Genomic DNA, 23,695 nt, shown 5'->3' on the forward strand with positions numbered 1-23,695 from the left:
CGGAATCGCATTCGCAATGAACGGGTGGTCGAGTGCAACCGGCGGTCGGGTGTTGCGGCGATGCGGGAGACTGTGGGTGTGACGGCTGGGGCGTGGTTGATGCTGGTGTACCGGGTTCCGGGGGAGCCGACGAGGCTGCGGGCGACGGTGTGGCGCCGGTTGAAGGCCGCCGGGGCGGTGTACCTGGCGAACTCGGTGGCCGTGCTGCCCGAATCCGCCGAGGCCGAGCGGGCGCTGCGCAAGCTGCGGGCCGAGATCGAGGGCATGGGCGGCACCGGGCAGCTGCTGCGGGCCGAGGCCCTGGCGGGGCAGGACGAGGTCGTCGCCGCGTTCCACGGTGCCCGCGACGCCGAGTACGAGGAGGTCCTGTCGCGCTGCGAGGACTTCCAGGCCGAGATCGACAAGGAGACCGAGGCGGGCAAGTTCACCTACGCGGAGCTGGAGGAGAACGAGGAGGACCTCGCCAAGCTCCGCCGCTGGCTGGACAAGATCCGCGCCCGCGACACCCTCGGCGCCCCGCGAGGGGCGGAGACCGTGGCGGCCGTGGACGCCTGCGCCCGGGCCCTGGACGCCTTCGCCGAACGCGTGTACGCCGCTGAGGCGAGCACCTGACCGGATGGCGTCACTCACCAAGCCCTACCTGCGATGTCTAACCATCGTTACACTCGTGGCATGACACTGGTGACTGCCCTGCTGAGCCTCGCCGCGGGTCTGCTGCTGGCCTGGCTGGCGCTCGTGGTGGTCCTGCTGGTGATGTGCCCGCGCAAGGGCGTGCTGTCCGAGGCGCTGCAGCTGCTGCCGGACACCCTGCGCCTGCTGCGCAGGCTGGCGGTCGACCCCGAGATGCCGCGCGGGGTGCGGGTGCGCCTCGGCGCCCTGCTGGCCTACCTCGCGCTGCCGTTCGACCTGGTGCCCGACTTCGTCCCGGTGCTGGGCTACGCCGACGACGCGATCGTCGTGGTGGCGGTGCTGCGGTCCGTGGTCCGCCGGGCGGGTCCCGACGCCGTGCACCGGCACTGGCCGGGTTCGGACGACGGGTTCGCGGCGTTGTCGCGGCTGGCGGGTCTGCCGCAGCGCACGCTCGACTAGCGCGGATTTCACGCTTTTGGAATAATCCAGCGGGATTATCGGGTCGATTCTGCTGAAATGCCGCCCGAATTTCTTGCGCGGAAACCCCGAACCCGAGGAAACTCGGTCTATCCATTCGGCCTTGTTCTTCGGGGGTGAAATCCGGTGCGGTTCGACGTGCTGGGGCCGGTTCGAGTGCGGCACGGCACCGCGGAGGTACCGGTTCCAGGGCTGTTGCGGCAACGCCTGCTCGCCCTGCTCCTGGCTCACGCCAACACGCCCGTCTCGGCCGAGTGGCTCTCGGCCGCGCTGTGGGGCGGTGAGCCGGAGCGGCGCGGCGGCAGCAAGCTGCACCTGCTGGTCCACCGGCTGCGCAAGACCCTCGGCGAACCCGAACGCCTGGTCTCCGACGCGGGCGGCTACTGGATGCACGTCGAACCCGACGAGCTCGACGTGGAGCGCTTCGAAACGCTGCTGGACCTCGCCGAGCGCAACTTCGACCCGCAGCGCCGGGCCGACATGCTGCGCCAAGCCCTGCGCCTGTGGCGCGGAACCCCGTACCAGGACCTCGACCTGACCGAGCTGGCCGGCGAGGCGCAGCGCATCGACGAACGCCGCCTGGTCGCGCTGGAACAGCTGCACGCGGCCGAACTCGACTGCGGCAGGCACGCTTTCATCATCGCCGAGCTCACCGAGCTGGTGCGCGAGAACCCGCTGCGGGAACGCCTGCACGCGCTGCTGATGACGGCGCTGTACCGCTCGGGCCGGCAGGCCGACGCGCTCGCGGTCTACCGCCGCGCGCGCCGCACCGTCGTCGACGAGCTGGGGCTGGAACCCGGCCACGCGCTGCGCGAGCTCGAACAGCGCATCCTCGCCGGCGAGCACATCGAGTTCGAGCCGCCCACCGCGCGCCCGGTGACGCGCCCGGCGCAACTTCCGCACGACGTACCGGGTTTCGTCGGCCGCGATTCCGCGCTGGCCGAACTCGACCGGCTCAGCGAGAAGCCCGAGGTGCCCATCGCCGTCGTCGCCGGCACGGCCGGGGTCGGCAAGTCCGCGCTGGTGACGCACTGGGCGCACGCCGCGCGGGACCGCTTCCCGGACGGGCAGCTCTACGTCGACCTGCGCGGCTACGGCCCGGACCAGCCGCTGACCACCACCGAGGTGCTCGCCGGATTCCTGCGCGCCCTGGGCATTCCCGGCGACGCGATCCCCGCCGACGCCACCGAGCGCGCCGCCCGCTTCCGCACCGTGGTCGACCAGCGGCGGATGCTCATCGTGCTGGACAACGCCGCCGCACCGGGCCAGATCCGCCCGCTGCTGCCCGGAACCCCCACGAGCTTCGTGGTCGTCACCAGCCGCGATTCGCTGTCCGGGCTCAGCGCCCGCGACGGCGCGTACCGGCTGGTGCTCGACCGCATGGAGGCCGACGAGGCGCACGCGCTGCTCACCGACCGGCTCGGTGAGCAGGTGATGAGCGCTGAAACCGCCCAGCCGCTGATCGAGCGGTGCGCCCGGCTGCCGCTCGCGTTGCGGGTCGCCGCCGAACGCATCCACCAGAGCACCAGCCGCGACGTGGGTGAGCTGCTGGAAGACCTCACCGACGAGCAGCGCGGACTGGACGCGCTGGACACCGGCGACGAGCACACCTCGGTGCGCGCGGTGTTCTCCTGGTCCTACCGGAACCTCCCCGACGACGCGGCCCGCCTGTTCCGGCTCTACGGCTTCACCTGCAGGCACGCCGGCCACCGCATCGGCGTCTTCGCGCTCACCGCCCTGCTGGGCGCCGACGACGTGCAGACCACGCGGCGCCTGCTGGACGTGCTGGTCCGCGCGCACCTGCTCACCGAGGTCAGCTACGGCCGCTACGAGATGCACGCGCTGCTCGGCGACTACGCGGCCGAGCTCGCCGAGCTGGAGCAGGACCGACCGGCGATCGTGGCCCGGCTGTTCGGTTTCTACCTGCACACCGCCGACCAGGCGCTGCGCATCCTGCAGCCGACCCGCGACCCGGACGCGGGCGGTCTGCCGCGACCGGTGGCGATGCCGACCCTGTCGAACCAGGAGTCGGCGGTGAACTGGCTGGACACCGAACGCCCCAACCTCATGTGCGCGGCGGAGAGCGCCGCCAAGGCGGGCATGAACGACCTGGTCGACCTCCTGTTCCGGATGCTCCACGACTACCTGTCGGGCGAAGCCCGCTCCTTCGACGACGCGGAACGCCTCCGAGCCCTGGCAGCAGGAGCCCCGGCCGAAGACTGCTGAACGGGTGGTGAACAGCGCGGGAATTGGTGGAAGAACCCGGTCTGCCGAGGTGTGGGGGTTAATACCGTTACGACCCAATTCGTTTCGCGGAGGCGGTCGTGACTGGGTTCCCGTGGCAGGAGATCCTCGCAGTTCTCGGTGTGCTGATCCCGGTGATCGCGTTCGTGTGGGAGTTCGCGATCGTCGGGCGCAAGCGGCTCGGCTACCGGATACAGATGGACACCACGCCCTCCGGGCTCAACACCGAGCACGCCCGGGCCTGGCAGCGGTTGGAGCGCAGGTCCGGTGAGCGGCTGAAGCACCCGTCCTTCGTGCTGATCCGCATCGAGAACATCGGCAGCGCGCCCATCAACACCGGCGACTACGCCACGCCCGACACCGACAACCTCGGCCTGTCCGCCAGGTTCCCGGGGCGCACGGTCGCCGGAGTGCTGGTCACCGAGCTCAGCGATGACAACCTGGAGAGCTTCTTCCACAAGGACAAGTGGCCGGACGCCAGCGACGAAGAGGAGGAGGACGGCCACAAGGTCGGCATCGTCAAGCTGCCGAAGGTCAAGCTCAACCCCGACGACCACTACAAGGTCCTCGTGGTGCTCGAACGACCGGGCAAGCAGGAGGGCACGCTGCCCGAGCCCGAGGTGGTCGGCACCATCACCAAGGCCGGGGACGGCCGGATCTCCAAAACCCGCGGCCAGACCGGAACTCCGCGCTGGGTCGTCGCGCTGATCTGCTTCCTGCTCATGGTCGGCCTGACCGAGCCGTTCATCTTCGGCCAGACGATGGGAACGGGTGCCCCGCTGGAATGCGCCGAGGGAACCCTGAAGGTCACCGGTTCCACCGCGTTCAAACCCGTGGTGGAGCAGGCGGCCAAGAGCTACGAGGACTACTGCTCCGGCGCGGACATCGACACCAGCGGAATGCGCGGCAGCGTCGCCGGCTTGCAAGGGCTGGAAGGCGAGGCCGATCCGAAGCTCCGGGCGAACACGGTGGTCTTCTCCGACGGGAGTGCGGCGGCCGGCTCACCGGCCCTGGTTCCCCGGCCGAAGGCGTTCATGCTGTTCAGCATCATCGCCAACCCCGGAACCGAGGTGCACAACCTGACGCAGGACCAACTCCGCCGGGTGCTGCGCGGCGAGGTGCGCAACTGGGCGGAGCTCGGCGGCAAGAACATTCCGGTGGTCGTGGTCGACCGCGAATCCGAGTCGGGCACCCGGATGACGTTGGAGGAGCGGTTCTTCGGGTCCTCCCCGCAACCCGGCGAGAACTCGACCGACTGCGAGCAGGTGCGCGGCGACGCCACCGGGCAGGTGCTGCGGTGCCGCCGCACCAGCACCCCCGCGATGCTGGAGACCGTCGCGAACACCCCCGGTGCCATCGGCTACAGCGAGTCCTTCGCGGCGAACAGCAACCCCGGCGTCATCGAGGTCCGCATCGACGGGCAGGCCGCCGACTTCGACGCCGCGGAGGCCGGCGCCTACCCGTACTGGCAGACCGAGTACGCCTACACCTACGGCGAACCGGCGCCGGAGTCCCTGCCCGCGAAGTTCCTGCGCTTCCTCACCTACCAGGAGGGCGTCGACATCCTCCGGCACTCCGGCCACCGCCCCTGCGCCGAACTCCGCGACGCCGTCAGCTGCGAACCCTCCGTCCCGGAGTAACCCACCCGGGCGACGAATTCGAATTTCGCGCGAAATTCGAGCCCGAACTTGGGCGTTCGAATTTCTCGCGAAATTCGAAAACCCCTGGTGCCGCGGTAACCCGTTGGGGGTGAGGGGTCAGGGGGTGGTGTTGGGGTCGGTCCGAAAAGTTTTGCGGCAGTGGCGGATCATCTCGCGCGCGGCGACGTTCGCCTCCGGTCGCCAGGTGATCGCGAGCAGGGCGGGATCGGTGGCGTCGGTGATCGGCAGCGCGGTGAGACCGGGGTGCTCGGTGGCCATCGACTCGCTGAGGATCGCCACGCCGAGCCCGCGCAGCGCCAGGTCGGCGATCGCGCCCGCCGCACTGGCCTGCAACGCGATCACCGGCTCCACGCCGCGCGCCGCGCAGGCCCGGTCGAACACCGACCGCAGCCCCGTTCCGGGCGGCATGCAGACCACCGGGTGCGCCGCGAGTTCGCGGAGCGCGACCGCGCGCCCGGCGAGCTCGTGACCTTCGGGGACGGCCGCGACCAGCGGTTCGCTGAGGATCGTGAGGGTTTCCAGCCCGTCGGGCGCGGATTCGGCACCGATCAGGGCGAGGTCCAGCGACCCGCTGCGCACGTCGTCGACGAGCCGATCGGAGTTGCCCTCCCGCAACGACAGCTCCACGCCCGGGTGCGCGCGGTGGAACCCGGCGAGCGCCTCGAACAGCGGCGTGACCGTGCAGCCGATGACCATCCCGACGTCGAGGTTCCCGCGCAGCAGCCCGGTGATCTCACCCACCGCCTGCCCCACGGCACCTGCCGCGGCCAGCGCGCTGCGCGCGTGCTCCAGCGCCGCCTTGCCCGCCGCGGTCAGCTCCGCCGCACGCGCGGACCGGTCGAACAGCTCCGCCCCGAGCTCCTTCTCCAGCCGCCTGATCTGCGCGCTCACCCCGGACTGGCTGATGTGCACGCGCTGCGCGGCCCGGGTGAAGTTCCGCTCCTCGGCCACCGCGACGAAGTACTCCAGCTGCCGCAGATCCATAACCGCTGATTCTAGATCCCATCAGAACCATCTGTTGGACTTCTGGTGAGGGCGGACGCAGGCTGGAGCCATGACCGGGAGGAGAACTGACATGCGCGAGAAGGCCGGCGAACCCGAAGACCTGACCAGGCTCTTCGTCGAACGCAGCAACGCAGGTGACGCCGAGGGGGTGGCCGAGCTCTACGAACCCGACGCGGTCATGGCCTACCCGCCCGGCGAGACGACGGTGGGCCGCGACGCGATCCAGGCCCTCTGGGAGGAGGTCCTGGCCAACCGCCCCCACTTCGAACCGGAACCCCCGCTGCCCACCCTGATCAGCGGCGACATCGCCCTCACCGCGACCCCGCCCCAGGACGGCACGGGCGCCCGAGCGCAGGTCGCCCGCCGCCAACCCGACGGCACCTGGCTCCGCCTCCTCGACCAACCGGAGTTCCGCCCGCCCCGGTGACGAGCGGTCAGTGGAGGCGGGAGAGCCAGAGGTGGTCCTGGGCCCTGGTCATCGCCACCAGGCGTCGGCGCTCGTGGGTCTCGCGGTCCTCCCGGGAATCAGCCGGGGGAGCGGGTTCGGCGGGGAGGAAGACCGTGCGGAACTCCGCTCCCTTCGCCTCCAGGACCGTGCCGACGAGGGTGTCGGAGGTGTCGCGGCCGTCCCAGGTCGCCAGCGGCAGAGTCGTGATGCCGGCGTCCCGCAGCACGCGCAGCCAGTGCTCGGTCGCCGACTCGGACTCGGTGATGATCGCCGCCGACGAGCCGTCGTCGAGCGCGAGCAGCGCACCCAGCAGCGCGCGCTCCTGGTCCTTGCCGTGCCACTCGACGACGCGCCCGCCGCTGCGCACCGGCAGCGCGGCGCTCAACGGCAGCGACGGCCCGTCGTCGTAGCGGTTGATCGCCTCCACCTGCCCGGCGCGTTCCAGCACCATGCCCCGGTTGCGGTAGTCGTTGCGCAGCACCTCACCGCGCCCGTGCAACGAGATCCCGGCATCGGACAACCGCCAGCCACCGGCCAGGGCCTGCTGCTGACCGTCCCCGACCAGCAGCAGCTGGTCCGGTTCGTCGCCGCTGATCGCGTGCGCCAGCCGCAGGCCGATCAACGTCAGCTCCTGCGCCTCGTCGACCACGACCGCGGTGTACTGCCGGGGCAGCGGCCGCCGCTCCAGCTCGGCGAGCGCGCGCTTGAGCACGTCGTTGTGGTCGAAGACGCCGTGCTCGGACAGCTCCCGCTCGTAGTCGCAGTAGAAACGCCAGGCGTGGGACCGGAAATCAGCCGGCAGCTGACCGCCCCGGCCCTTCCGGGACACCGTCCGGTAGGCGTCGAGCGACGAGATCCCACGGCCCTTGATCACCCGGTCGATCTCGTCCTTCCAGTACTCCCGGGAGTTCCGGACACCGCGCAGCACCTCGTCCCGCGACCACACCGCGTCGAAGGCCCGCAGAACCTCCTGCTCGTCGACGTCCGCCGAACGCCCGCGCCCGGCGAGGAAGTCCCGCGCCCACCCGTGCAGCGAGGTGAACTCGATCTGCCCGGACAGCTCCGGGGCCATCTGCCCGAACCGGCCGGCGGCCCGCTCCGGAACCCGGTCCAGCGGTGCGGTGTAGAGCAGCTTGCCGTCACCGCGGCGGGCCAGGTAGGCCAGCCGGTGCAGCGCGAGGGTGGTCTTGCCGGTCCCGGCCGGGCCGCTGATCTGCGCCGGACCGGAGAAGCTGCGGCGCACCGCGCCCAGCTGCGCGTCGTCGAGGAAGTAGCGCCAGTCCCGGAACGGTCGCCGCGACGACGGGGCGACCGGCTCCTGCAGCACCTCGGGAACGCTGCCGCGCTGGTGCGGGATGCGCTGCGAGTTCCACATGATCGGCGTCAGGTCGAAGGTGCGGCTGTCGAGGTGCTTGGCCAGCGCCAGCGCCTCGTCGGCGGTCAGGATCCGCTCGCCGCGCTTGAGCAACCGGTCCAGCTCGTCCTCGGTGATCGCCAGGTGATCGACGCTGCGGCCCTTGCGCCCGGTGTGCTCTATCGGGTGCACCACCACGGTGCGCAGCACCGACTCGCTGAGCATCCCGGACCCGATCGCGGCCCCGGCCAGCAGCTCGGCGGTCCACACGAACGCCGCCCGCGAGTCCTCCCAGTCCGGCTCGGCTTCCCGGAGCAGCACCACCAGCACGCCCATCCGGCCGACGAGCACCAGGTCCGGCCGCTGCCGGGGAGTGTGCGGTGCGAACTGGTTGAGCAACGGGTATCAGCCGTTGTCGCGCTCGGCCGCGAAGCGGTGCAGGACTCGCTTCTGCCACGTCGGCAGCGGCCGGTCCCGCAGCTGGGCCTCCGCTTCGCGCCGGAGTAATTCCTGGCGGTGGTGGAAAGTCCCGGTCACGGCGCCTCCTGTCCAGCTCCACCAAGCTTGATCGCGCGCAGCCTTGAACACGCTCGGTATCGACATTAATGCGTTCCGTTGCGATTTCGAGCGAGTTGGGACGGTGTCACCTGGATGTAGCAGGGGGCTGATCGTTGACCAGGAACTCCAAAGTGGAGATCGGCAGCGCGCCGTGCCCGAGGACGGTGTCGTGGAACCGGCTGATGTCGAAGTCCACGCCCAGCCGCTGCCGCGAGGCGTCCCGGATCCGCTCGATCTCCAACCGCCCCACCAGGTACGACAGCGCCTGGCCGGGGTAGACGATGTAGCGGTCGACCTCGGAGGCGGCCTCCAGGTCCGACAGGGTGGTGCTGGAGATCATCGTCTCCAGCGCGCGCTGCCTGCTCCAGCCGAACTCGTGCAGCCCGGTGTCGACGACCAGCCGCGCCGCGCGCAGCAGGTCCTGCACGACCATGCCCAGCCGCATCAGATCCCCTGAGTACAGCCCCATCTCGTCGGCCAGCCGCTCGGTGTAGAGCCCCCAGCCCTCGGTGTAGGCGTTGAACCCGGTGAGCCTGCGCAGCAGCGGCAGCTCGGTCAGCTCCTGGGCCAAGCTGATCTGCAGGTGGTGGCCGGGAACGACCTCGTGGAAGGCGATGACCTCGGCGGCGAACCGCGGGCGCTGCTCGGCGCGCAGCGTGTTCGCGAAGTACACGCCCGGCCGCGAGCCGTCCAGCGCGGGCGACATGTAGAAGCCGATCGGCGTGCTCTCCGACGGGGTGCCCGGCACCGGCCGCACCTCGCACGGCTGCTGCGGCAGCCGCCCGAACCAGCGCGGCGCCTCCGCGGTCGCCCTGTCGATCGCCACCCGTGCGGCCGTCAGCATCTCGTCCGGTTCGTCCCAGCACAGCGACCGGTCGGTCTGCATCCGCCGCAGCACCGCCTCCGGATCGGGTTCTCCCCAGAGCCGTTCGCCCAGCCCGGAGATCTCGGAGCGCAGCGACGCCAGCTGCGCGCGCCCGATCTCGTGCAGCTCACCGGGGGTGTGCTCGGTGGTGGTGTGGGCGTGGATGAGCCGCTGGTAGATCTCGTGCCCCTCGGGCAGCCAGCACAACCCGGGGTGCTCGGCGTCCCGCGCGTGCGGGGCGATCTCCCGCGCCAGGACCTCGCGGTACTCGGCCAGCGCCGGGTTGACCACGTCGCGGATCAGGCGTTCGCGCTGCTCGGCGAGGTCGTCGGGGAGCTGCTGGGTGAGCAGCGGGTCCTGGTCGGGGTTGGCCAGGCGGGAATCCAGGTCCGCGATCGCGCCGTCCAGCAGCAGGCGCACCGGAACCCGCCCGGCCCGCACGCCTTCGCGGTGACGTTGCGCGGCAGCGGCGGTGAAGTCGGGGATGCGGGCGATCCGCCGCAGGTAGTCCTCGGCCTGCTGCCTGCCGCTCACCGGCACCTGCCCGAGGTGGAACAGCAGGCCCGCGACCGGCGCGAACAGGTTGCCGATCACCGTGTACTCGGGGGCGCGGGCGTCGAGCCGGTCGACCGTGGACTGGGCGTGCTGCACGACGACGGCGACGGTCAGCCGCTCCTCCAAGCTGGAGTGGGTGGTGTCGACGGCCATCGCCCGCACCCGGATGTCCTCGGCGTGGTCGCGCTGGGCGAGCTCCGCCGCGGCCGAGATGTCCGGCAGCAGGTGATCTCGGCCCGGCAGCCCGTAGAGCGAGGCACCGATCGGGTCGGAGTCGAGTTCGAGATCGAGCAGTTCTTCGGCGAGCTGATCCGGCGTCGTCACGCGAACAATCCTGCCCCTCCGGACCGACATCCGGCAGGGCGACGCGGAACGGGATTGGTTGAGGGGACAATGAACCCGTGGACCCGCTGCACGATCCGGACGACGAGACCCTGCTCGACCCCAGGCAAGCCCGCGAGCTGGCCGGGCTGGTCGAGACCGCCCGCCTGGCCTCGGCCGTGGTCCGCTACGGCATGCGCACCCGGGTGGGCGTGGCGACGGTCGTGCTCAACCAGGACAACCCGCTGCCGGTCGCCAACCACGCGTGCGCCCTGTGGGGCACCGGCGCGCAGGTGGCGGGCACGCTGATGGAACTGGAGCAGGTGTTCGCCGAGGCGGGGCGGTCCGAAGCAGTCGTCTACGCCTCGCCCACCACGGTCGGGGAGATCGAGGGCATCGCCGACGACGCCGCCTGGCGCGCGGTGGAGGAGCAGGTGGTGCTGCTGCACCGCACCCGCGGCTTCAGCCGCGGCGTCACGCGCCCCGCCGAGGACCGGGACCTGGAGGGCATCGTCGAGCTCTACGCCGACGAGACCGGCCTGTCCGAGGAGGGCGAGCAGCGCCTCGCCCGCCACCTGGCGCATCGCTTCGACGAGAACCGCAGCGTGCTGCTCGTCGTCGACGACCCGGGCGTCGACCGGATCGCCGGCTTCGTCCAGGGCTTCGTCGAGCGCGGCGTCGGCCTCGTCGAGCAGGTCGTGGTCCGCCCGGGCCGCCGTCGGCGCGGCATCGGCCACGACCTGGTCACCGAAGCCTCCGAAGAGCTCCGCCGCATGGGCGCGCTGCTGGTCGCCGCCCACACCGAGGAAGGCGGCACGGCTCAGCGCTTCGCCGAAGCAATCGGCTTCGACGTCGCCTACGGAGTAACCGCCTACGCCCGCAGAATCGACGACTTGCTCTAAGACCGTGGTTCCGTGGTCGCTTTGGTCGGCGGTGCGGGTGGCGGAACCTCAGCGGTCCTCTGGGTCCGGGCGCCACTCCTGATGTATGCCAATACACGGCGTCGCGGCGTCCTCCCCAGAGAACCGCTGAGAACCCGCGGCGGTGCGGGTTGAGTCCCGCACTTGAAGCGACGGCAGTGGCTTTGCCGCATTTGTGAACATCTTTCCTCTGTTCCACGATCTGGGCTTCGGCCGCGTGGGTGAGGTGCGCGCCACGAAAGCGCTCCGGCGGAATTTCCTCGGCCGCATACGGCGTTGGTTGCTGTGGCTCGAACTGTCCAGAACCCGGGAGGAAGCCTGTGTCCAGCGGCTCAGCGTCAGAGAAGACCACCACGAGCCAGGGCCTCTCCTCCCTGCCCCGGGAGATCTGGATCCTCGGTGCGGGCAGCTTCATCGTCGCCGTCGGCATGGGCATCGTCGCCCCCGCGTTACCCGCGTTCGCCACGAGTTTCGACGTGGGCGTCACCGCCGCCGGGTTCATCGTCAGCGCTTTCGCCATGATGCGCTTGCTGTTCGCCCCGCTGAGCGGACGTCTGGTCTCGGCGGCGGGCGAGCGCACGATCTACGTCATCGGCATCACGATCGTCGGCATCAGCAGCACGGCGTGCGCGTTCGCCGATTCCTACTGGCAGCTGCTGATCTTCCGCGCGCTCGGCGGCATCGGTTCGACCATGTTCACCGTCGCGGGCGTGGGCCTGCTGATCCGGATGTCGCCGCCGCACCTGCGCGGACGCGCTTCGGGCGTGTGGGCGACGAGCTTCCTGCTGGGCAACGTCTCCGGCCCGATCGTCGGCGGCGTGATGGTCGGCTACTCGCTGCGGCTGCCGTTCGTCACCTACGGCATCGCGCTGTTCGCGGCCGCCTTCCTCGGCTGGTTCCTGCTGCGCAAGTCGACTTTGGCCGCCCCGCTGGGTGATGACGCGACCCCGTCGATGCCGCTGGGCGAGGCCATGCGCATGCGCTCCTACGTCGCCTCGCTGCTGTCGAACTTCGGCAACGGCTGGGCGGTCTTCGGCGTCCGCATCGCCCTGGTCCCGCTGTTCGTGGTCGAGGCCCTCAAGGCGCCGCAGTCGATGTCCGGCATCGCCCTGTCGGTGTTCGCCGTCGGCAACGCCGGCGTGCTGCTGCTCTCGGGACGCATGACCGACCGGCACGGCCGCAAGCCGATGGTGCTCATCGGCCTGGTCGTCTCGGGCGTGGCGACGGCGTCGCTGGGCTTCACCACGTCGGTCCCGGTGTTCCTGGCGGCGTCGCTGATCGCGGGCATGGGCGCGGGCGTGCTGAACCCGGCGCAGAACGCGGCGGTCGCCGACATCATCGGCGGCAACAGGCGCGGCGGAACGGTGCTGGCGACGTTCCAGCAGGCCGCTGACCTCGGCGCCATCCTCGGACCGCTGATCGCCGGGGTCCTGGCCGACACGGTCTCCTACCAGGCCGCGTTCCTGGTCACGGGCGCCACGGCGGCCCTCGGCCTGCTGGCCTGGGTGGGTGCTCCCGAGACCCGTCCGCGGCCGGAATCGGGCACCGAACAGGTGCGCGCCGCGGCCTGAGGTGTTGATCGCCCTCGTTGCGGGTACTCGGGTGTGACGCCGCCGGCGTTGCGGTTGCCCCTGCCCGATGCGGGAGGACGAGATGAACACCACCGGTATTCCGGGGCACGAGCTGACCGAGGACCTGCTGCTGCGGGAACTCCGGCACCTGCACCAGACGCGCAACGAGACGTTCCTGCACGGCTCGCCGGACGCGCTGCGCGAGCACACCGCCCGCACGTTCGAGCTGGAGCAGGAGTACCTGCGCCGCCATCCGGAGCGCGACGTCGACCCGCGTCGAACGCGCGATGGTGCACGGGGGGAGCCGCAGCATGCCTAGTCCACGCGTGGTGATCATCGGTGGCGGACACGTGGGCCTCACCCTGGCCCTCCGCCTGCAGAAGAAGCTGGACGCGGGTGAGGCGAGGGTGACGGTCATCGACACCCAGCCGCACATGACCTACCAGCCGTTCCTGCCGGAGGCCGCCGCCGGTTCGCTGGAACCGCGTCACGTGGTGGTTCCGCTGCGCGAGGCGCTGCGCCGCTGCGAGGTGCTGACCGCGCAGGTCAACCACATCGACCACGCCAACCGGTGCCTGACGGCGACGCTGGGCGATGGCAAGGCCGAGACGCTGGACTACGACATCCTGGTCCCGGTCCCGGGCTCGATCTCCCGCGCGCTGCCGATCCCGGGCCTGGCGGAGGAGGGCGTCGGGTTCAAGACCATCGGCGAAGCCATCTACCTCCGCAACCACGTTCTGTCCAGATTGGACATCGCGGCGAGCACGGAGGACGAGCAGTTGCGCCGGCGGCTGCTGACGTTCCTGTTCATCGGCGGCGGCTACGCGGGCATCGAGGCACTGGCGGAGCTGCAGAGCATGGCACGCTACGCGATCCGCAGCTACCCGCAGCTGTCCGAGCACGACATGCGCTGGGTGCTGGTGGAGGCGATGGGCCGCATCATGCCCGAGGTCAGCCCGCACATGGGCGAGTACACCAAGCAGCAGCTGGAGAACATCGGCATCGAGGTCAAGCTCAACACGACCGCGAGCTCCCTGGTGGACGGCCACGCGGTCCTGTCCGATGGCGACGACTTCCACGCGGACACCATCGTCTGGACCGCCGGCGTCAAACCGCACCCGATGCTGGAGGACAGCGATCTGCCCCGAGACTCCAAGGGGCGCCTGGAATGCACGACGAGGCTGCAGGTCAAGGGCACCGACAACGTGTTCTCGGCGGGGGACTGCGCCGCGGTCCAGGACCTCACCAGCAGCGACCCGGAAGCCCTGACGAGCCCCTCGGCCCAGCACGCGGTCCGCCAGGCGAAGCTGCTGGCGGACAACATCATCGCTCAGCTGCGCGGCGAGGAGCTGCAGGAGTACCGGCACAAGCACGCGGGCTCGGTCGCGGGCCTGGGCCTGTTCCGGGGCGCGGCGGAGGTCTACGGCATCAAGCTCAAGGGACTCCCGGCGTGGCTGCTGCACCGCGCGTACCACCTGATGAAGATGCCGACGACGTCCCGCAAGGCCCGCATCCTCGGCGACTGGCTCCTGGAACTCCCGTTCCGCCGCCAGGTGGTAGCCCTGGGAGAACTCCACGACCCGAGAGCGGAGTTCGTCAAAGCCGCCAACACCAGAGGCCTCCCGAAACCCCGCGGGACGACCGCCGCAGGATGATCGGAGTGACCGTCCTCACGGAGTCCCCACGACTCCGTGAGGACAGGTACCGTCGATGAAGACGGCAGCAGGCGTTTGCCCAGTTCAGGGCTGGTTCGCCACTGTATGGGGACCCCCTGAAAACGGCCCCGAACGGCTGTTGTACTGTATTGGCACACGAGATGAGCGGGGCGGAAACAAACCGAACACCTCGGGAGAACAAAACAAGGGGCTGTGGCGCAGCTGGTAGCGCACTTGACTGGCAGTCAAGGGGTCAGGGGTTCGAATCCCCTCAGCTCCACCGGTAAGAGGGTTCCCGCAGGTCAAAGCCTGCGGGAACCCTCTTTTTCTGTTCTTGGTCCACCTCCCGGAGTCAAGCACGCCGCTCATGGAAACCTTGACTACGGAGATTTGAAATGGCTGTATTCGATCTTGGCAAGCTCACTGAGGGCCTGTCGAAGGTGTGGTCCGGTTACCTGCGTGACTGGGACCGCAGCCTGCGTTCGGTGAACCATCCCGAGACCACCCGCTACAACTATGTGCTCGCCGCCGCGCAGTTGGCTCGATACCTCGCCGAGCACTCCCCGGACCCGGACGCTGACGACGCCGGTGAGGACCCGACGGAGGTCTCACGCGATCACATCGAGGCGTTTCAGGCGTGGATGATCGAGACCCGCTCGGCCTCCACCGCATTGAATAAGCACAAGGCATTGCAGGTGTTCTTCGGTTGGCTGATGAACGAGGAGCGCGATATCGACCGCTCGCCGATGGAGCGCGTCCGCAAACCCGCAACACCCGCAAAGCTCATCCCGGTCATCGAGGAAGACGTGACTTCGCAGCTACTGGAGACCTGCGCGGGAAAGGACTTCTTGAGCCTGCGGGATCAGGCGATCATTCGGCTGTTCGCCAATACCGGCGCGCGGTTGTCCGAGGTGGCTCAGCTCACCGTCGATGATGTGGATCTCAAGACTGAGACGGTGGTCTTTCACGGCAAGGGCGCTAAGGACCGCCGGGTGCGTATTGGGGCACGCACCGCGCGAGCGGTGAGCCGGTACCTGAGGGCCCGGTCCAAACGCTCGGGCGCGGATCTTCCCGAATTGTGGCTCTCAAGCCGGGGTGGCAAGCCGTTGCATGCCAACGGCATCAAGATTCGTCTCAAGCGCCTCGGGAAGCAGGCGGGGATCAAGAATCTGCACGCTCACCGTTGGCGCCACACCTACGCCCACGAGTGGAAGGCCGCCGGCGGAGACACCGGCGATCTGATGCTGGTGCTGGGCTGGAGTACCGAGGCGATGGCCCGACACTACGGTGCGAGCGCTGCGGCGCAGCGCGCGCAGGTGGCCCAGGATCGGTTTGCGATCGGCGATCTCTAAGCTCACGAGGGTGGTGTGGGGCCATTCCCCACACCACCCTCGATTGGCAGTTCGGCCTGTGCGTCCTCTTAGCGATCTGGCTGATCGGAGCGGTCCTTGTTTCGGCGTCGTGTCGCGGCGGATCGTTCGGCGAGAGCGAGCATGTAGGCCACTCGCGCGTGGTACGCCCGATGCGCTCGTTCGTCAGGGGTGAGCACGCCGTCGGGATCAACCTGCTTCTCGAACTGGGCGAGGAACGCTGAGGTCCCCGAGCGGGTACGTGCGGAGCGATCCGCCGTGTTCGCCCACGAAGCATGCGCCGCGATCCGCGCGCGCCGACGGCGCTGTTCGGGAGTGAGTTCCGAGCGTTTAGACATCATCACCGATCCTCATCCTCGACTGCGATTCCTGGGCACGTTCGGCGGCAGCACTGGCGCCGTAATGCCGCGCCATAGCGTCACTGCTCCAGCCCAGCACCAGCATCAGATCGCCGGTGTCTCCGCCGGAGAGTTTCCATTCGTGGGCGTAGGTGTGGCGCCACCGGTGGGCATGAACCCGCGCGATCCCGGCACGTTCTCCCAACCGGCGTAGGCGCAACTTGATGCCGTTGGCTCGCAACGGCACGCCACCGCGTTCGGCAAGCCACAGCTCGGGAAGTTCCGAACCCGTGTGCCGTGCGCGTGCTCGGAGGTATCTGCTCAACGCCCTTGCGGTCTTTGGGCCCATCCGGACACGTCGAGTTTTCCCGCCTTTGCCGTGATAGACGAGGGAGTCCGTGCTCCAGTCGATGTCCTCCATGCGCAGATTGGCCACTTCGGAAAGCCGTGCGCCGGTGTTGCAGTACAACCGGATCATCGCTTGGTCTCGAAGGTTCATGAATCCAGAGCCTTTGCAGGAGTCCAATAGGCGCGTCGTGTCGTCGGTGCTGATGACCGGGACCAACTTCGTCGGCGGCTGCGGAGCCCGCACCCCTTCCACTGGAGAGCGGGTCACGGCCTGTTCGTCCTCGGCCAGCCACTGGAAGAACTGCTGCAGGCACTTGTGCTTGTTGAGCGCGGTTGAGGCAGAACGAGTCTCAATCATCCATGCCTGGAATGACTCCACGTCCGCACGCGACACAGCTGCTGGATCCTCGGCGGCATCGCCGACTGTGTTGGCGGCGACGTATCGTCCGAGTTGAATAACCGCGAGCAAGTAGTTGTACCGCGTCGTCTCCGGACGCCCAGTCGAACGCAAACACCTGTCCCAGTCCCGAACCAGGCAACGCCACGACTCGGACAAGCCAGCCGACAAGCTCTCGATATCCACTTCACCCTCCCCAAACCAGAAGCTCAGTCGCGCGGCGCGCTGCTCGCGTACAACGCTAGCTCCGGATTCGAAAAATCCGTCGCACACTGCTCGGCTGGCCACGGTTGCCCGCGTTTGTCCCCATAGGAAGGAGTTAACCGAGAACCAAAGATCGATAGGTAGTCTGCGGATCGGGGTGGCGCACGAGCTGGGCAGCGCCCTTTTAGTGCCAGTCGCTCTTCTGCATGACTGCTTGGACCCGGGCGCCCGGCGCCGAGGTCGTCACGGGGCTTGCCGTCGAGGACGAGGGTGTCGGCGGCCAGGCCCCTCGGCGAGGGTGTCCTCACCGAACTCAGGCAGGCGGTGGCTGCGGCCGAATCCTGTTTGACCTCTGAACTCGCGCGAGCCTCACCCACCCCCACCACGGGTGACGTGGCACGATTTCGCAGGTCAGAACTATGAGCTAGGAGCCAACGATGGAGCAGGATCGGGACCTGTCCGGAGCAACAGCGGTCTACCGGTCGACCGGTTACCCGGGCGCCGGGTGGTATGTGATGCCCGACGGCGACGTGGTGCTCCAGCGGCCATCGGGCGAGGTCGATAAGACGATCATGAGCCCGGAATCCCTGGAGTCTGCGGCTTCCAGATCGTCGGTCTGGTACCTGGAGACGCCGGCCGAAGGCGAGAACTCGGAACCACCAGCGGAGCAGGGCTAGGACCACCATGCGCACGATCATGATCTGCGGGTGCGGGGGCAGCGGGAAATCCGAGCTGGCCAGCCAGCTCGGCCAACGGCTGAACCTGCCGGTCATCCTCCTGGACATGGAGTACTACGACGAGCACTGGAACGCTCTCGATCCTGAGCTGTTCGCCCAGCGCCAGCGCGAGCTCGTCGCCGCCGACGAGTGGATCATCGACGGCAACTACGCCACCACGATGCCGATCCGGCTTGGCAAAGCCCAGACAGTGATCGTCCTCGACATCCCACCCACTGGTCTGCCTGTGGGGGATCGTGCAACGCCGCTTCCAGCACCGTGGCGACGACGACCATTCCCGTCACCGGCGCGGCCGCATCAACTGGGGGTTCGTCAAATACGTCCTCAGCTACCGGCGCAAGATGCGCCCCCGAGTCGAGCGTTTGATCGCCGAGCACGCTGTCGGCACCGTGATCCGGCTGCGCGACCGCGGCGAGGCCCGCCGCTTCGTCGACTCGATACCAAGCCGCTCGTGACCAGGCGTTCTCACCCGTCGCGAGGAGACGGCGGTCGAGATGCCCAGGGGTCGTGTTCGTCAGGGTCGCGCGGGCTGAGGATGCTCGCCGGGACCAGTTCGGTCAGCTCCAAGGCCTGCGAGCCGTTTCGAGCAGCGACGGCGAACTCGACCAACCCCCAGAAATCACCGCCGGTGTTGAGCAGATGCCAGCTGCGCAACAGCCCCGGCACGCACGCCCCTGCGTTGATGCCGTAGGCGCGCAGCCACAACGGGACATCGCGCATCGTCCCGGGGCGGGGCAGAAACAGGCGATCGCAACGCACCCACACCGGCATCGGCTCGGGCAGCGTCCGGTGCGCCCGGACGCGATAGTCGGGCGAAGCCTGATTGGACGATGGATCGAACATATGTTCTTATAATGACTGACCGGGCGTCGTGGGGGAAGCACGGCACCCGGTCGAGCGCAGGCCACCCCGGTGATGCACCCGAAATCCGGGGCGGGCCTGCGCACACGCCTTCCGGCGAATCAGCCAACGGCGTCCAGCAGCGCCTTACGCTGACGTTCGCCGAGCCCGCCGAGCTTCCGGTTCTCGGCGATCTGAGCCTGCTCGAGCAGCTGGGTCACCTTCGCGGGGCCGTACCCGGGCAACGCCTTCAACAGCTGCGTCACCTTCGTCTTCTTCACGATCTCGTCGGTGTCGGCGCGCTTGAGAACGCTCTCCACGGTGGTGGCTCCCGTCTTGACCCCCTCCAGCAGCTCTGACCGTGCACGTCGCGCCGCGGCGGCCTTCTCCAGGGCTTGCTTGCGCTGTTCCTCGGACAAAGTGGGCAGTGCCATCGACATTCCTTCCGTTCGACGATTCGGCGGACATCATGACCTGGGACGACGACAACTCAGCCCGCACGTAGGCCTCGGCGTGTCGAAGAGCGGTCTCGCTACTGGCGCGGGGGTGTGGTGAGCGGCTTTGGCCGTGGAGTGCGACGCGCTGTCAGGGATTCGGGTGAGAATCGGGTTCGGGTACTGGAATCACCGTGGTCCCTGTGACCGTCCGGCGAGAGGAACCGCCCATGCCCATGCACCCACGAGCCCGCCGCAGGAGCAGTGGCGCGACGAGCGCGACCGGGATGCCAGGGTCGGGACAGGTGCGGCTGGCCGACCGGGACGTCGAGGTCGCCGACCTGAAACAGCGCCCCGACCGCTACACCGGGTTGTTCGGGCGTGCCCGCAGCGAAGTCGGCCACGCGGTGTGCCTGTGCAGGAGCGACGAGGTGGTGCGGTTGGTGATCCGCTGCCGGTCTGGGCGGTATCACCTGGCCAACTGGCCCGCCGGTGGCCACCAGCACGCACCCGGCTGTTCCTGGTACCGCAGCCCGGCCTCGACGTCAGGTCGAAGCACCTACGAACCGGCGATCAACGTCACCGAGGACGGCACCTCGATCCGGTTGTCCGCCCAGCTGACCCTCCACGGTGTCTCCACCGATCCATCCACCACGCATGTCCCGGTCGCGGCGAAACCTGGTTCCTCGGAGCCATCCACTACGACCCAGCGGCGCGCGATGGGGTTGTTGGCCTTCTTGCACTACCTCTGGGAATCGTCGCAGCTCAACGTGTGGCACCCCCGCACCGGACGTCGGGATTGGCGTGCGTGCCGGGCGCGACTGGTCGAGCAGGCTCGTGACTGCCGCGTCAACCGCAGAGAGCTGGCGGAGGCACTGTGGATCGTGCCGCCGTTCCAGAGTGAGGACGCCGAGCGCATCAACGCCGACTGGGACCGTTTCCTCGAGAGCTTGACCCCCGGCCGTTCCCGGCGCCGCGGGTTGGTGCTCGGGCAGATCCGCCAGATCGCCCCCACGAAATACGGCTTGCGGATCGGATTGGCGCACCAGCGGGCCCCGCTGTACGCCTCCCAGGAACTCATGGACCGGTGCACCCGCTCCTATCCGGTCGCGCTCGCCGCGCACGCGAGGGAAACCGGACATCAGGTAGTACTTCTCTTGATCGAGCGCAGCCCCCGGGGCTACCCGGTGATCAAGGACCTGGCAGCGATGCTGACCACCACCTCGTACGTGCCGGCCGACTCCAGCCACGAAGCGGAGATGGCCGACGCGCTGACCGCCGCCGGGCGCGCGTTCGTCAAGCCCATGCATTACGACGGGGGAGGGGTGCACCCGGATTTCGTGCTCGTCGACGAGAGCCCGGAGACCTATGTGGAGGTCTGGGGCGTGCGCGGCCGGGAGGACTATGAGGCCCGGAAGCGTGCCAAACAGGAGTTTTACCGGGAGTCCGGCAAGAGGCTGTTGGAGTGGGACGTGCGTGACCCGCTGCCTGACCTCGGGCGCTGACCCCGGCGAGCTTGCCGCTGGGCCGGTTCCGGCATCGCCCTATGCCCTGGTTAGCTAGTGGAGCTGGTCGTCCCGGACACCGGTCGCGCATCGGTGCTGTCCAGGCGGCCGAACGCGCGGGACAGGGCCAGCAGCTGCTGGGTATCGGCGTCCATGCCTGCGGCCTCCGGCGCCGCGAGCACTGAGGCCACCGACACTTCCTCACCGGCGGCGGCGGCGGCGGCGGCGGCGCGCGCGAGCGCGTCGCGCACGAGCTCGGCCTGTTGCTCGGGAGTCTTGCTCGAGTCAACAGGTTCGGCGACGAACGGGCTCAGACACACCAGCCCGTCCCGGCATTCGATGACGCGCCGGTAGTACCGCAGCCGCATCTGGCGGAGCTGGAGCGCTTCGCGCAGCGGAGAGACCTGCGGGAACAGTGCGATGTTGTCGAACTGCGCGCACAGCGCTGCCCACAGCGGACGCAGCTGGCGGTAGTGGCGGCGCACCTCGATCCACATCCGGGCTTTGACCAGGCCCGTACGGACTCCGGGATAGCCGATTCCCAGGAAGAACGCCACGATCCCGATGGCCAAGATCGGTGTTGTCCACGTTGCGGTGCCGGGGATCGGGTCTTTGCCGGAGACCAGCCGTCCTGCGGTGGACAGGACTCGGGGCGTGTGGGTTCCGAGGCAGTTCACGGCCAGGCCGGCGGCCGCCACACGCAGGCTCAGGCGGGCGCGCGACCGGGTGTGGTCGGCCGTGGTCCAGGCGAGGTACGCGCCACGTGCGGTCGCGTAGCTCATGTAGAGGTTGCCGATCAGGTAGAAGGCCAGCACCGCCGGTGCCTCGCCGGCATGCTCGTAGCTCGCGCCCTGGTGGGCCTCGTCTGCCGCCGCGAAAGCCGCCACCAGGCCACCGCTGGCGACCAGGGCGAACACGACTTCAAGCCAGCCGCGCGAGCCGACCGCTGAGGGGGCGACGCTGGCCTGCAACAGCACCAGCAGCAGCGCGAAGAAGAAGGTGAGGATGACGTTCTGGATCAGCTTCGGTGACTGGCTCGGGAAGAACTCGGCCACCGCCGGAATGCTGACGGCCAGCTGGGCGGAGAGCGCGATGAATACCAGGACGGTGCACATGGTCACGACCCGGAGCCCCTTGTCGTGTGGTGCCCGGATCAGCTGGGAGAGTTTCCAGATCGCCGCGACCGTCGCCGCGGCCCACATCAACAGGTTGGGTAGCGCCATCACAGCCATCCCTGGTGGTCGTCGAAGGCCCCCCGCAGTCGGCGGGCGGCATCGGTTTTCCGATCGGGAGAGAACTGCAAGCGATCCAGCAGGGTCGCCCACTCCTTGATGACCGTGGCCACCATCTCGGCCTCGCGCTCGAACGCCGGCCCATAGCCGTCTCGGCGCAGCGCGCGCAGCACGATTTCCGGGGGAATGTCCGGAAAAATCTGCTGCCAGATGTCGTCGTCGTTCTCATCGCTGCCGTGGCCGCTGATGATGTGGCCGATTTCGTGCAGGATGATGTGTTCTTGGTGCGCGACGGTGGTGTCGCGCTGGTACAAGATGTAGTCGGCGTCCGCTGTGCCGATCCAGAGCCCGAACACGCCCGGCGCGGGCAGCGGGTAGGCGCGGAGCTTGATCGGGCGGCCGCGGCGTTGTCCCAAGCGGTCGCACAGCTCGCGCACATCCAGCGGTGCGTCGAGCTCAAGTTCCCGCAGGAGGCTCTTCACGCCTCGGCGTAGTTGCAGGTCGTTGCGCCAGCCTCGGGAGTCGTTCTTCATCCGATCGACTCCGTGAACAGGCGGCGAAGCACGTCCGCTGTCGCCCACGGGTGGCTGACCAGTCCGTTGTGGCCTCCCGGCGTCTCGACGAGCTTGCAGTCGAGCTCGGCGGCGAGCTGCTGGGCGCAGCGGTATTCCCACTGGCCGCGGGATTCCTCGCCGCCGGTCACGATCACCGGCGGCCGCGCTGGTCCCGTGAGCTGGTCGAGATCGAGCGCGGCGGTGCGCACGGCGGGAAAGTCGTAGGTGAAAAAGCGCCGCAAGTTCGCCTCGACGTTCCCGACCGGCGGGGCCGGGCCGGCTCCCGGTTCCTGTGTTCCTTCGCGGCTGCCGCCGAGCGCGACGAAGCGGCGGATCGCGGCGCCGACGTCGTCGCGCGCGAGCTCGGCGACTTCATCGAGCCCGGCTTCCTGGTCGGGATCGCGCACCAGCGAGGCCATCGGCGGTTCGTGGGCGACCAGGAGCGCCACCTGATCGGGATGGCGGGCGGTGAGGTGCAGCCCGATCACGGCGCCGATGCTGGGGCCAACCACGCGAGCAGGTTCGGAGGTCAGCGCGGCCAGCAACGCTGCCGCGTCGTCGGCATGGGTGGCCATCGTCAGCGGCTGCGGGTCGCGGGTGACCGTGCTGCGGGACAAGCCGCGCCGGTCGTAGCTGATGACCTGGTGTTGCTGCGCCAGCTCCGTCGCCAGCTGCTGGGTCGCACCGGTCTCACTGAGTCCACCTTGGATGAGCAAGACCGGGGGGCCTTCTCCACACGTTTCGTAGTAGAGCTCGGCCCCCTCGGTCGTCACCGTCCCCTGATCTACGTGCACATCCCACCCCCGGCAGGTCTGGTCCACCTTCACGTTTACGTTCTGTCGCTCTTTTGCGCACCTCGCCTCGCGGGCGCGAAAGCCTTTATGCAGAGCAGAACCAGCTGGTGGTGATGTGCACTTCACTCGGACGGGTTGTCGTCCCGTCCCGCCTGGAAGTCGATGAACTCCATCACGCTGCGCAGCTTGTCCGGTGAGAGCTCGCTGGCGCGGGTGGCCAGCTGCCGGACGTTCTGCTCACCGAGGCGAGCCAGGAGCTCGTACTGGCGGTTGAGTTCGCGCCCTCGCTCGGTGTTGGAGAAGTATTCGATCGGCACCTGGAAAAACTCTGCGAGCGCCACGACCACGTCGTGGCTCGGCCTGTTCTTGCCGTTGATCAGGTCATAGAGGTACGCGCGGGACACCCCGACGGCCTCAGCGACCTCCGGCTTCTTGTAATTCGAGCCGTCTTCGCGTTTCACACTCTCAAACAGCCGGCTGAGCTTGACCGCGAAGTCCTCGCCTCGCTCTGCCTCGGCCACTGTGTCCACCTTCTCACCCACATGGTGTCTTGTATCGCGGACTTCAAAGTCAACTGTCCGGAAAAGTTGACAGCTAATCCGGGTCACCTTACGTTCGAAGTACCTTGTCCAGAATACCTGACAGGATCCGCCGGAGCATCGGCCACTCAGGGGAGAG

General features: G+C 68.8%; 24 protein-coding genes and 1 tRNA gene. 14 read left to right on the forward strand and 11 right to left on the reverse strand.

What is annotated here, in order from left to right:
* Positions 1–60: 60 nt before the first annotated feature.
* The 4 genes from KBO27_RS26480 (at position 61) to KBO27_RS34705 (ending at position 4,991) form a co-directional block, all read left to right on the forward strand.
* Entirely contained in the window at positions 61–612 is a 552-nt protein-coding gene (locus KBO27_RS26480) for a Chromate resistance protein ChrB (protein WP_132672961.1), read from the forward strand.
* A gap of 60 nt (positions 613–672) precedes the next feature.
* Positions 673–1,089 (forward strand): YkvA family protein, encoded by a 417-nt coding sequence (locus tag KBO27_RS26485; protein ID WP_210972560.1) that lies wholly within the window; start codon positions 673–675, stop codon positions 1,087–1,089.
* Positions 1,090–1,233: 144 nt separating this feature from the next.
* Entirely contained in the window at positions 1,234–3,333 is a 2,100-nt protein-coding gene (locus KBO27_RS26490; RefSeq protein ID WP_210972561.1) for an AfsR/SARP family transcriptional regulator, read from the forward strand.
* Positions 3,334–3,431: 98 nt separating this feature from the next.
* Positions 3,432–4,991, forward strand: coding sequence for a substrate-binding domain-containing protein (locus tag KBO27_RS34705; protein ID WP_210972562.1), 1,560 nt, complete (start codon positions 3,432–3,434; stop codon positions 4,989–4,991).
* A gap of 117 nt (positions 4,992–5,108) precedes the next feature.
* Here the strand turns inward: KBO27_RS34705 and KBO27_RS26500 are convergent, their stop codons facing one another.
* The gene (locus tag KBO27_RS26500; RefSeq protein WP_210972563.1) at positions 5,109–5,996 is read right to left on the reverse strand and encodes a LysR family transcriptional regulator; all 888 of its coding nucleotides are present in this window, start codon (positions 5,994–5,996) and stop codon (positions 5,109–5,111) included.
* A gap of 91 nt (positions 5,997–6,087) precedes the next feature.
* Here KBO27_RS26500 and KBO27_RS26505 point away from each other — a divergent pair, with 91 nt between their 5' ends.
* Positions 6,088–6,444, forward strand: coding sequence for a YybH family protein (locus tag KBO27_RS26505; protein ID WP_210972564.1), 357 nt, complete (start codon positions 6,088–6,090; stop codon positions 6,442–6,444).
* A 7-nt stretch (positions 6,445–6,451) separates the two neighbouring features.
* Here the strand turns inward: KBO27_RS26505 and KBO27_RS26510 are convergent, their stop codons facing one another.
* The 3 genes from KBO27_RS26510 to KBO27_RS26515 all read right to left on the reverse strand — a co-directional run bounded on the left by KBO27_RS26510 (position 6,452) and on the right by KBO27_RS26515 (position 10,121).
* Entirely contained in the window at positions 6,452–8,218 is a 1,767-nt protein-coding gene (locus tag KBO27_RS26510) for a UvrD-helicase domain-containing protein (protein WP_246538064.1), read from the reverse strand.
* Positions 8,219–8,224: 6 nt separating this feature from the next.
* Positions 8,225–8,356, reverse strand: a complete 132-nt coding sequence (locus KBO27_RS34420) for a hypothetical protein (protein WP_281420874.1) — start codon at positions 8,354–8,356, stop codon at positions 8,225–8,227.
* Between the two features lie 106 nt (positions 8,357–8,462).
* Entirely contained in the window at positions 8,463–10,121 is a 1,659-nt protein-coding gene (locus KBO27_RS26515; protein WP_307870629.1) for a DUF885 domain-containing protein, read from the reverse strand.
* 77 nt (positions 10,122–10,198) lie between these two features.
* On the opposite strand from KBO27_RS26515, the gene KBO27_RS26520 reads away from it, so the two are divergent.
* The 6 genes from KBO27_RS26520 to KBO27_RS26545 all read left to right on the forward strand — a co-directional run bounded on the left by KBO27_RS26520 (position 10,199) and on the right by KBO27_RS26545 (position 15,616).
* Positions 10,199–11,020 carry a GNAT family N-acetyltransferase gene (locus tag KBO27_RS26520; RefSeq protein WP_210972566.1) on the forward strand — a complete coding sequence of 274 codons (822 nt, stop codon included), beginning with the start codon at positions 10,199–10,201 and terminating at the stop codon, positions 11,018–11,020.
* Between the two features lie 338 nt (positions 11,021–11,358).
* The gene (locus KBO27_RS26525) at positions 11,359–12,609 is read left to right on the forward strand and encodes an MFS transporter (RefSeq protein WP_307870630.1); all 1,251 of its coding nucleotides are present in this window, start codon (positions 11,359–11,361) and stop codon (positions 12,607–12,609) included.
* An 82-nt stretch (positions 12,610–12,691) separates the two neighbouring features.
* Positions 12,692–12,928: a DUF6158 family protein gene (locus tag KBO27_RS26530; protein ID WP_210972567.1), complete on the forward strand. Its 237-nt coding sequence runs from the start codon at positions 12,692–12,694 to the stop codon at positions 12,926–12,928.
* A complete protein-coding gene (locus tag KBO27_RS26535) occupies positions 12,921–14,264 on the forward strand; it encodes an NAD(P)/FAD-dependent oxidoreductase (RefSeq protein WP_210972568.1) in 1,344 nt (447 codons plus the stop codon). The genes KBO27_RS26530 and KBO27_RS26535 overlap by 8 nt, the downstream gene beginning before the upstream one ends.
* 207 nt (positions 14,265–14,471) lie before the next feature.
* Positions 14,472–14,544 (forward strand) — tRNA-Ala (locus KBO27_RS26540).
* Positions 14,545–14,659: 115 nt separating this feature from the next.
* The gene (locus tag KBO27_RS26545; protein WP_210972569.1) at positions 14,660–15,616 is read left to right on the forward strand and encodes a tyrosine-type recombinase/integrase; all 957 of its coding nucleotides are present in this window, start codon (positions 14,660–14,662) and stop codon (positions 15,614–15,616) included.
* Positions 15,617–15,964: 348 nt separating this feature from the next.
* Here KBO27_RS26545 and KBO27_RS26550 read toward each other — a convergent pair whose 3' ends face one another.
* Positions 15,965–16,903 carry a tyrosine-type recombinase/integrase gene (locus tag KBO27_RS26550; RefSeq protein ID WP_210972570.1) on the reverse strand — a complete coding sequence of 313 codons (939 nt, stop codon included), beginning with the start codon at positions 16,901–16,903 and terminating at the stop codon, positions 15,965–15,967.
* Between the two features lie 455 nt (positions 16,904–17,358).
* On the opposite strand from KBO27_RS26550, the gene KBO27_RS26555 reads away from it, so the two are divergent.
* The gene (locus tag KBO27_RS26555; protein ID WP_210972571.1) at positions 17,359–17,598 is read left to right on the forward strand and encodes a hypothetical protein; all 240 of its coding nucleotides are present in this window, start codon (positions 17,359–17,361) and stop codon (positions 17,596–17,598) included.
* A gap of 296 nt (positions 17,599–17,894) precedes the next feature.
* Entirely contained in the window at positions 17,895–18,113 is a 219-nt protein-coding gene (locus KBO27_RS26560; protein WP_210972572.1) for a P-loop NTPase family protein, read from the forward strand.
* A 10-nt stretch (positions 18,114–18,123) separates the two neighbouring features.
* Here the strand turns inward: KBO27_RS26560 and KBO27_RS26565 are convergent, their stop codons facing one another.
* A complete protein-coding gene (locus tag KBO27_RS26565; RefSeq protein WP_210972573.1) occupies positions 18,124–18,501 on the reverse strand; it encodes a hypothetical protein in 378 nt (125 codons plus the stop codon).
* 119 nt (positions 18,502–18,620) lie between these two features.
* Positions 18,621–18,932, reverse strand: coding sequence for an integration host factor, actinobacterial type (mihF, locus tag KBO27_RS26570; protein WP_210972574.1), 312 nt, complete (start codon positions 18,930–18,932; stop codon positions 18,621–18,623).
* 305 nt (positions 18,933–19,237) lie between these two features.
* On the opposite strand from mihF, the gene KBO27_RS26575 reads away from it, so the two are divergent.
* Positions 19,238–20,437, forward strand: coding sequence for a DUF1173 family protein (locus KBO27_RS26575; RefSeq protein WP_210972575.1), 1,200 nt, complete (start codon positions 19,238–19,240; stop codon positions 20,435–20,437).
* A 50-nt stretch (positions 20,438–20,487) separates the two neighbouring features.
* On the opposite strand, the gene KBO27_RS26580 is transcribed toward KBO27_RS26575, so the two are convergent.
* From KBO27_RS26580 to KBO27_RS33975, 4 genes are all read right to left on the reverse strand, one after another.
* A complete protein-coding gene (locus tag KBO27_RS26580; RefSeq protein ID WP_210972576.1) occupies positions 20,488–21,660 on the reverse strand; it encodes an MAB_1171c family putative transporter in 1,173 nt (390 codons plus the stop codon).
* Positions 21,660–22,202 (reverse strand): hypothetical protein, encoded by a 543-nt coding sequence (locus KBO27_RS26585; protein WP_210972577.1) that lies wholly within the window; start codon positions 22,200–22,202, stop codon positions 21,660–21,662. Before KBO27_RS26585 ends, KBO27_RS26580 begins: the two co-directional genes overlap by 1 nt.
* The gene (locus KBO27_RS26590) at positions 22,199–22,939 is read right to left on the reverse strand and encodes an alpha/beta fold hydrolase (protein WP_246538065.1); all 741 of its coding nucleotides are present in this window, start codon (positions 22,937–22,939) and stop codon (positions 22,199–22,201) included. The genes KBO27_RS26585 and KBO27_RS26590 overlap by 4 nt, the downstream gene beginning before the upstream one ends.
* Before the next feature lie 200 nt (positions 22,940–23,139).
* Complete coding sequence (locus tag KBO27_RS33975; protein ID WP_307870631.1) at positions 23,140–23,538, reverse strand: helix-turn-helix domain-containing protein; 399 nt, start codon at positions 23,536–23,538, stop codon at positions 23,140–23,142.
* Positions 23,539–23,695 lie beyond the last annotated feature (157 nt).

Origin of the sequence: Saccharopolyspora endophytica (assembly GCF_018070075.1) — a bacterium.
Classification (GTDB): Bacteria; Actinomycetota; Actinomycetes; order Mycobacteriales; family Pseudonocardiaceae; genus Saccharopolyspora; species Saccharopolyspora endophytica.

Coding starts and splice junctions, on each gene's coding strand:
- KBO27_RS26580 (WP_210972576.1), bottom strand. CDS start 21,660: ATGGCGCTACCCAACCTGTTGATGTGGGCCGCGGCGACGGTCGCGGCG.
- KBO27_RS26545 (WP_210972569.1), top strand. CDS start 14,660: ATGGCTGTATTCGATCTTGGCAAGCTCACTGAGGGCCTGTCGAAGGTG.
- KBO27_RS26505 (WP_210972564.1), top strand. CDS start 6,088: ATGCGCGAGAAGGCCGGCGAACCCGAAGACCTGACCAGGCTCTTCGTC.
- mihF (WP_210972574.1), bottom strand. CDS start 18,932: ATGGCACTGCCCACTTTGTCCGAGGAACAGCGCAAGCAAGCCCTGGAG.
- KBO27_RS26555 (WP_210972571.1), top strand. CDS start 17,359: ATGGAGCAGGATCGGGACCTGTCCGGAGCAACAGCGGTCTACCGGTCG.
- KBO27_RS26565 (WP_210972573.1), bottom strand. CDS start 18,501: ATGTTCGATCCATCGTCCAATCAGGCTTCGCCCGACTATCGCGTCCGG.
- KBO27_RS26485 (WP_210972560.1), top strand. CDS start 673: ATGACACTGGTGACTGCCCTGCTGAGCCTCGCCGCGGGTCTGCTGCTG.
- KBO27_RS26535 (WP_210972568.1), top strand. CDS start 12,921: ATGCCTAGTCCACGCGTGGTGATCATCGGTGGCGGACACGTGGGCCTC.
- KBO27_RS26585 (WP_210972577.1), bottom strand. CDS start 22,202: ATGAAGAACGACTCCCGAGGCTGGCGCAACGACCTGCAACTACGCCGA.
- KBO27_RS26480 (WP_132672961.1), top strand. CDS start 61: ATGCGGGAGACTGTGGGTGTGACGGCTGGGGCGTGGTTGATGCTGGTG.
- KBO27_RS26530 (WP_210972567.1), top strand. CDS start 12,692: ATGAACACCACCGGTATTCCGGGGCACGAGCTGACCGAGGACCTGCTG.
- KBO27_RS26500 (WP_210972563.1), bottom strand. CDS start 5,996: ATGGATCTGCGGCAGCTGGAGTACTTCGTCGCGGTGGCCGAGGAGCGG.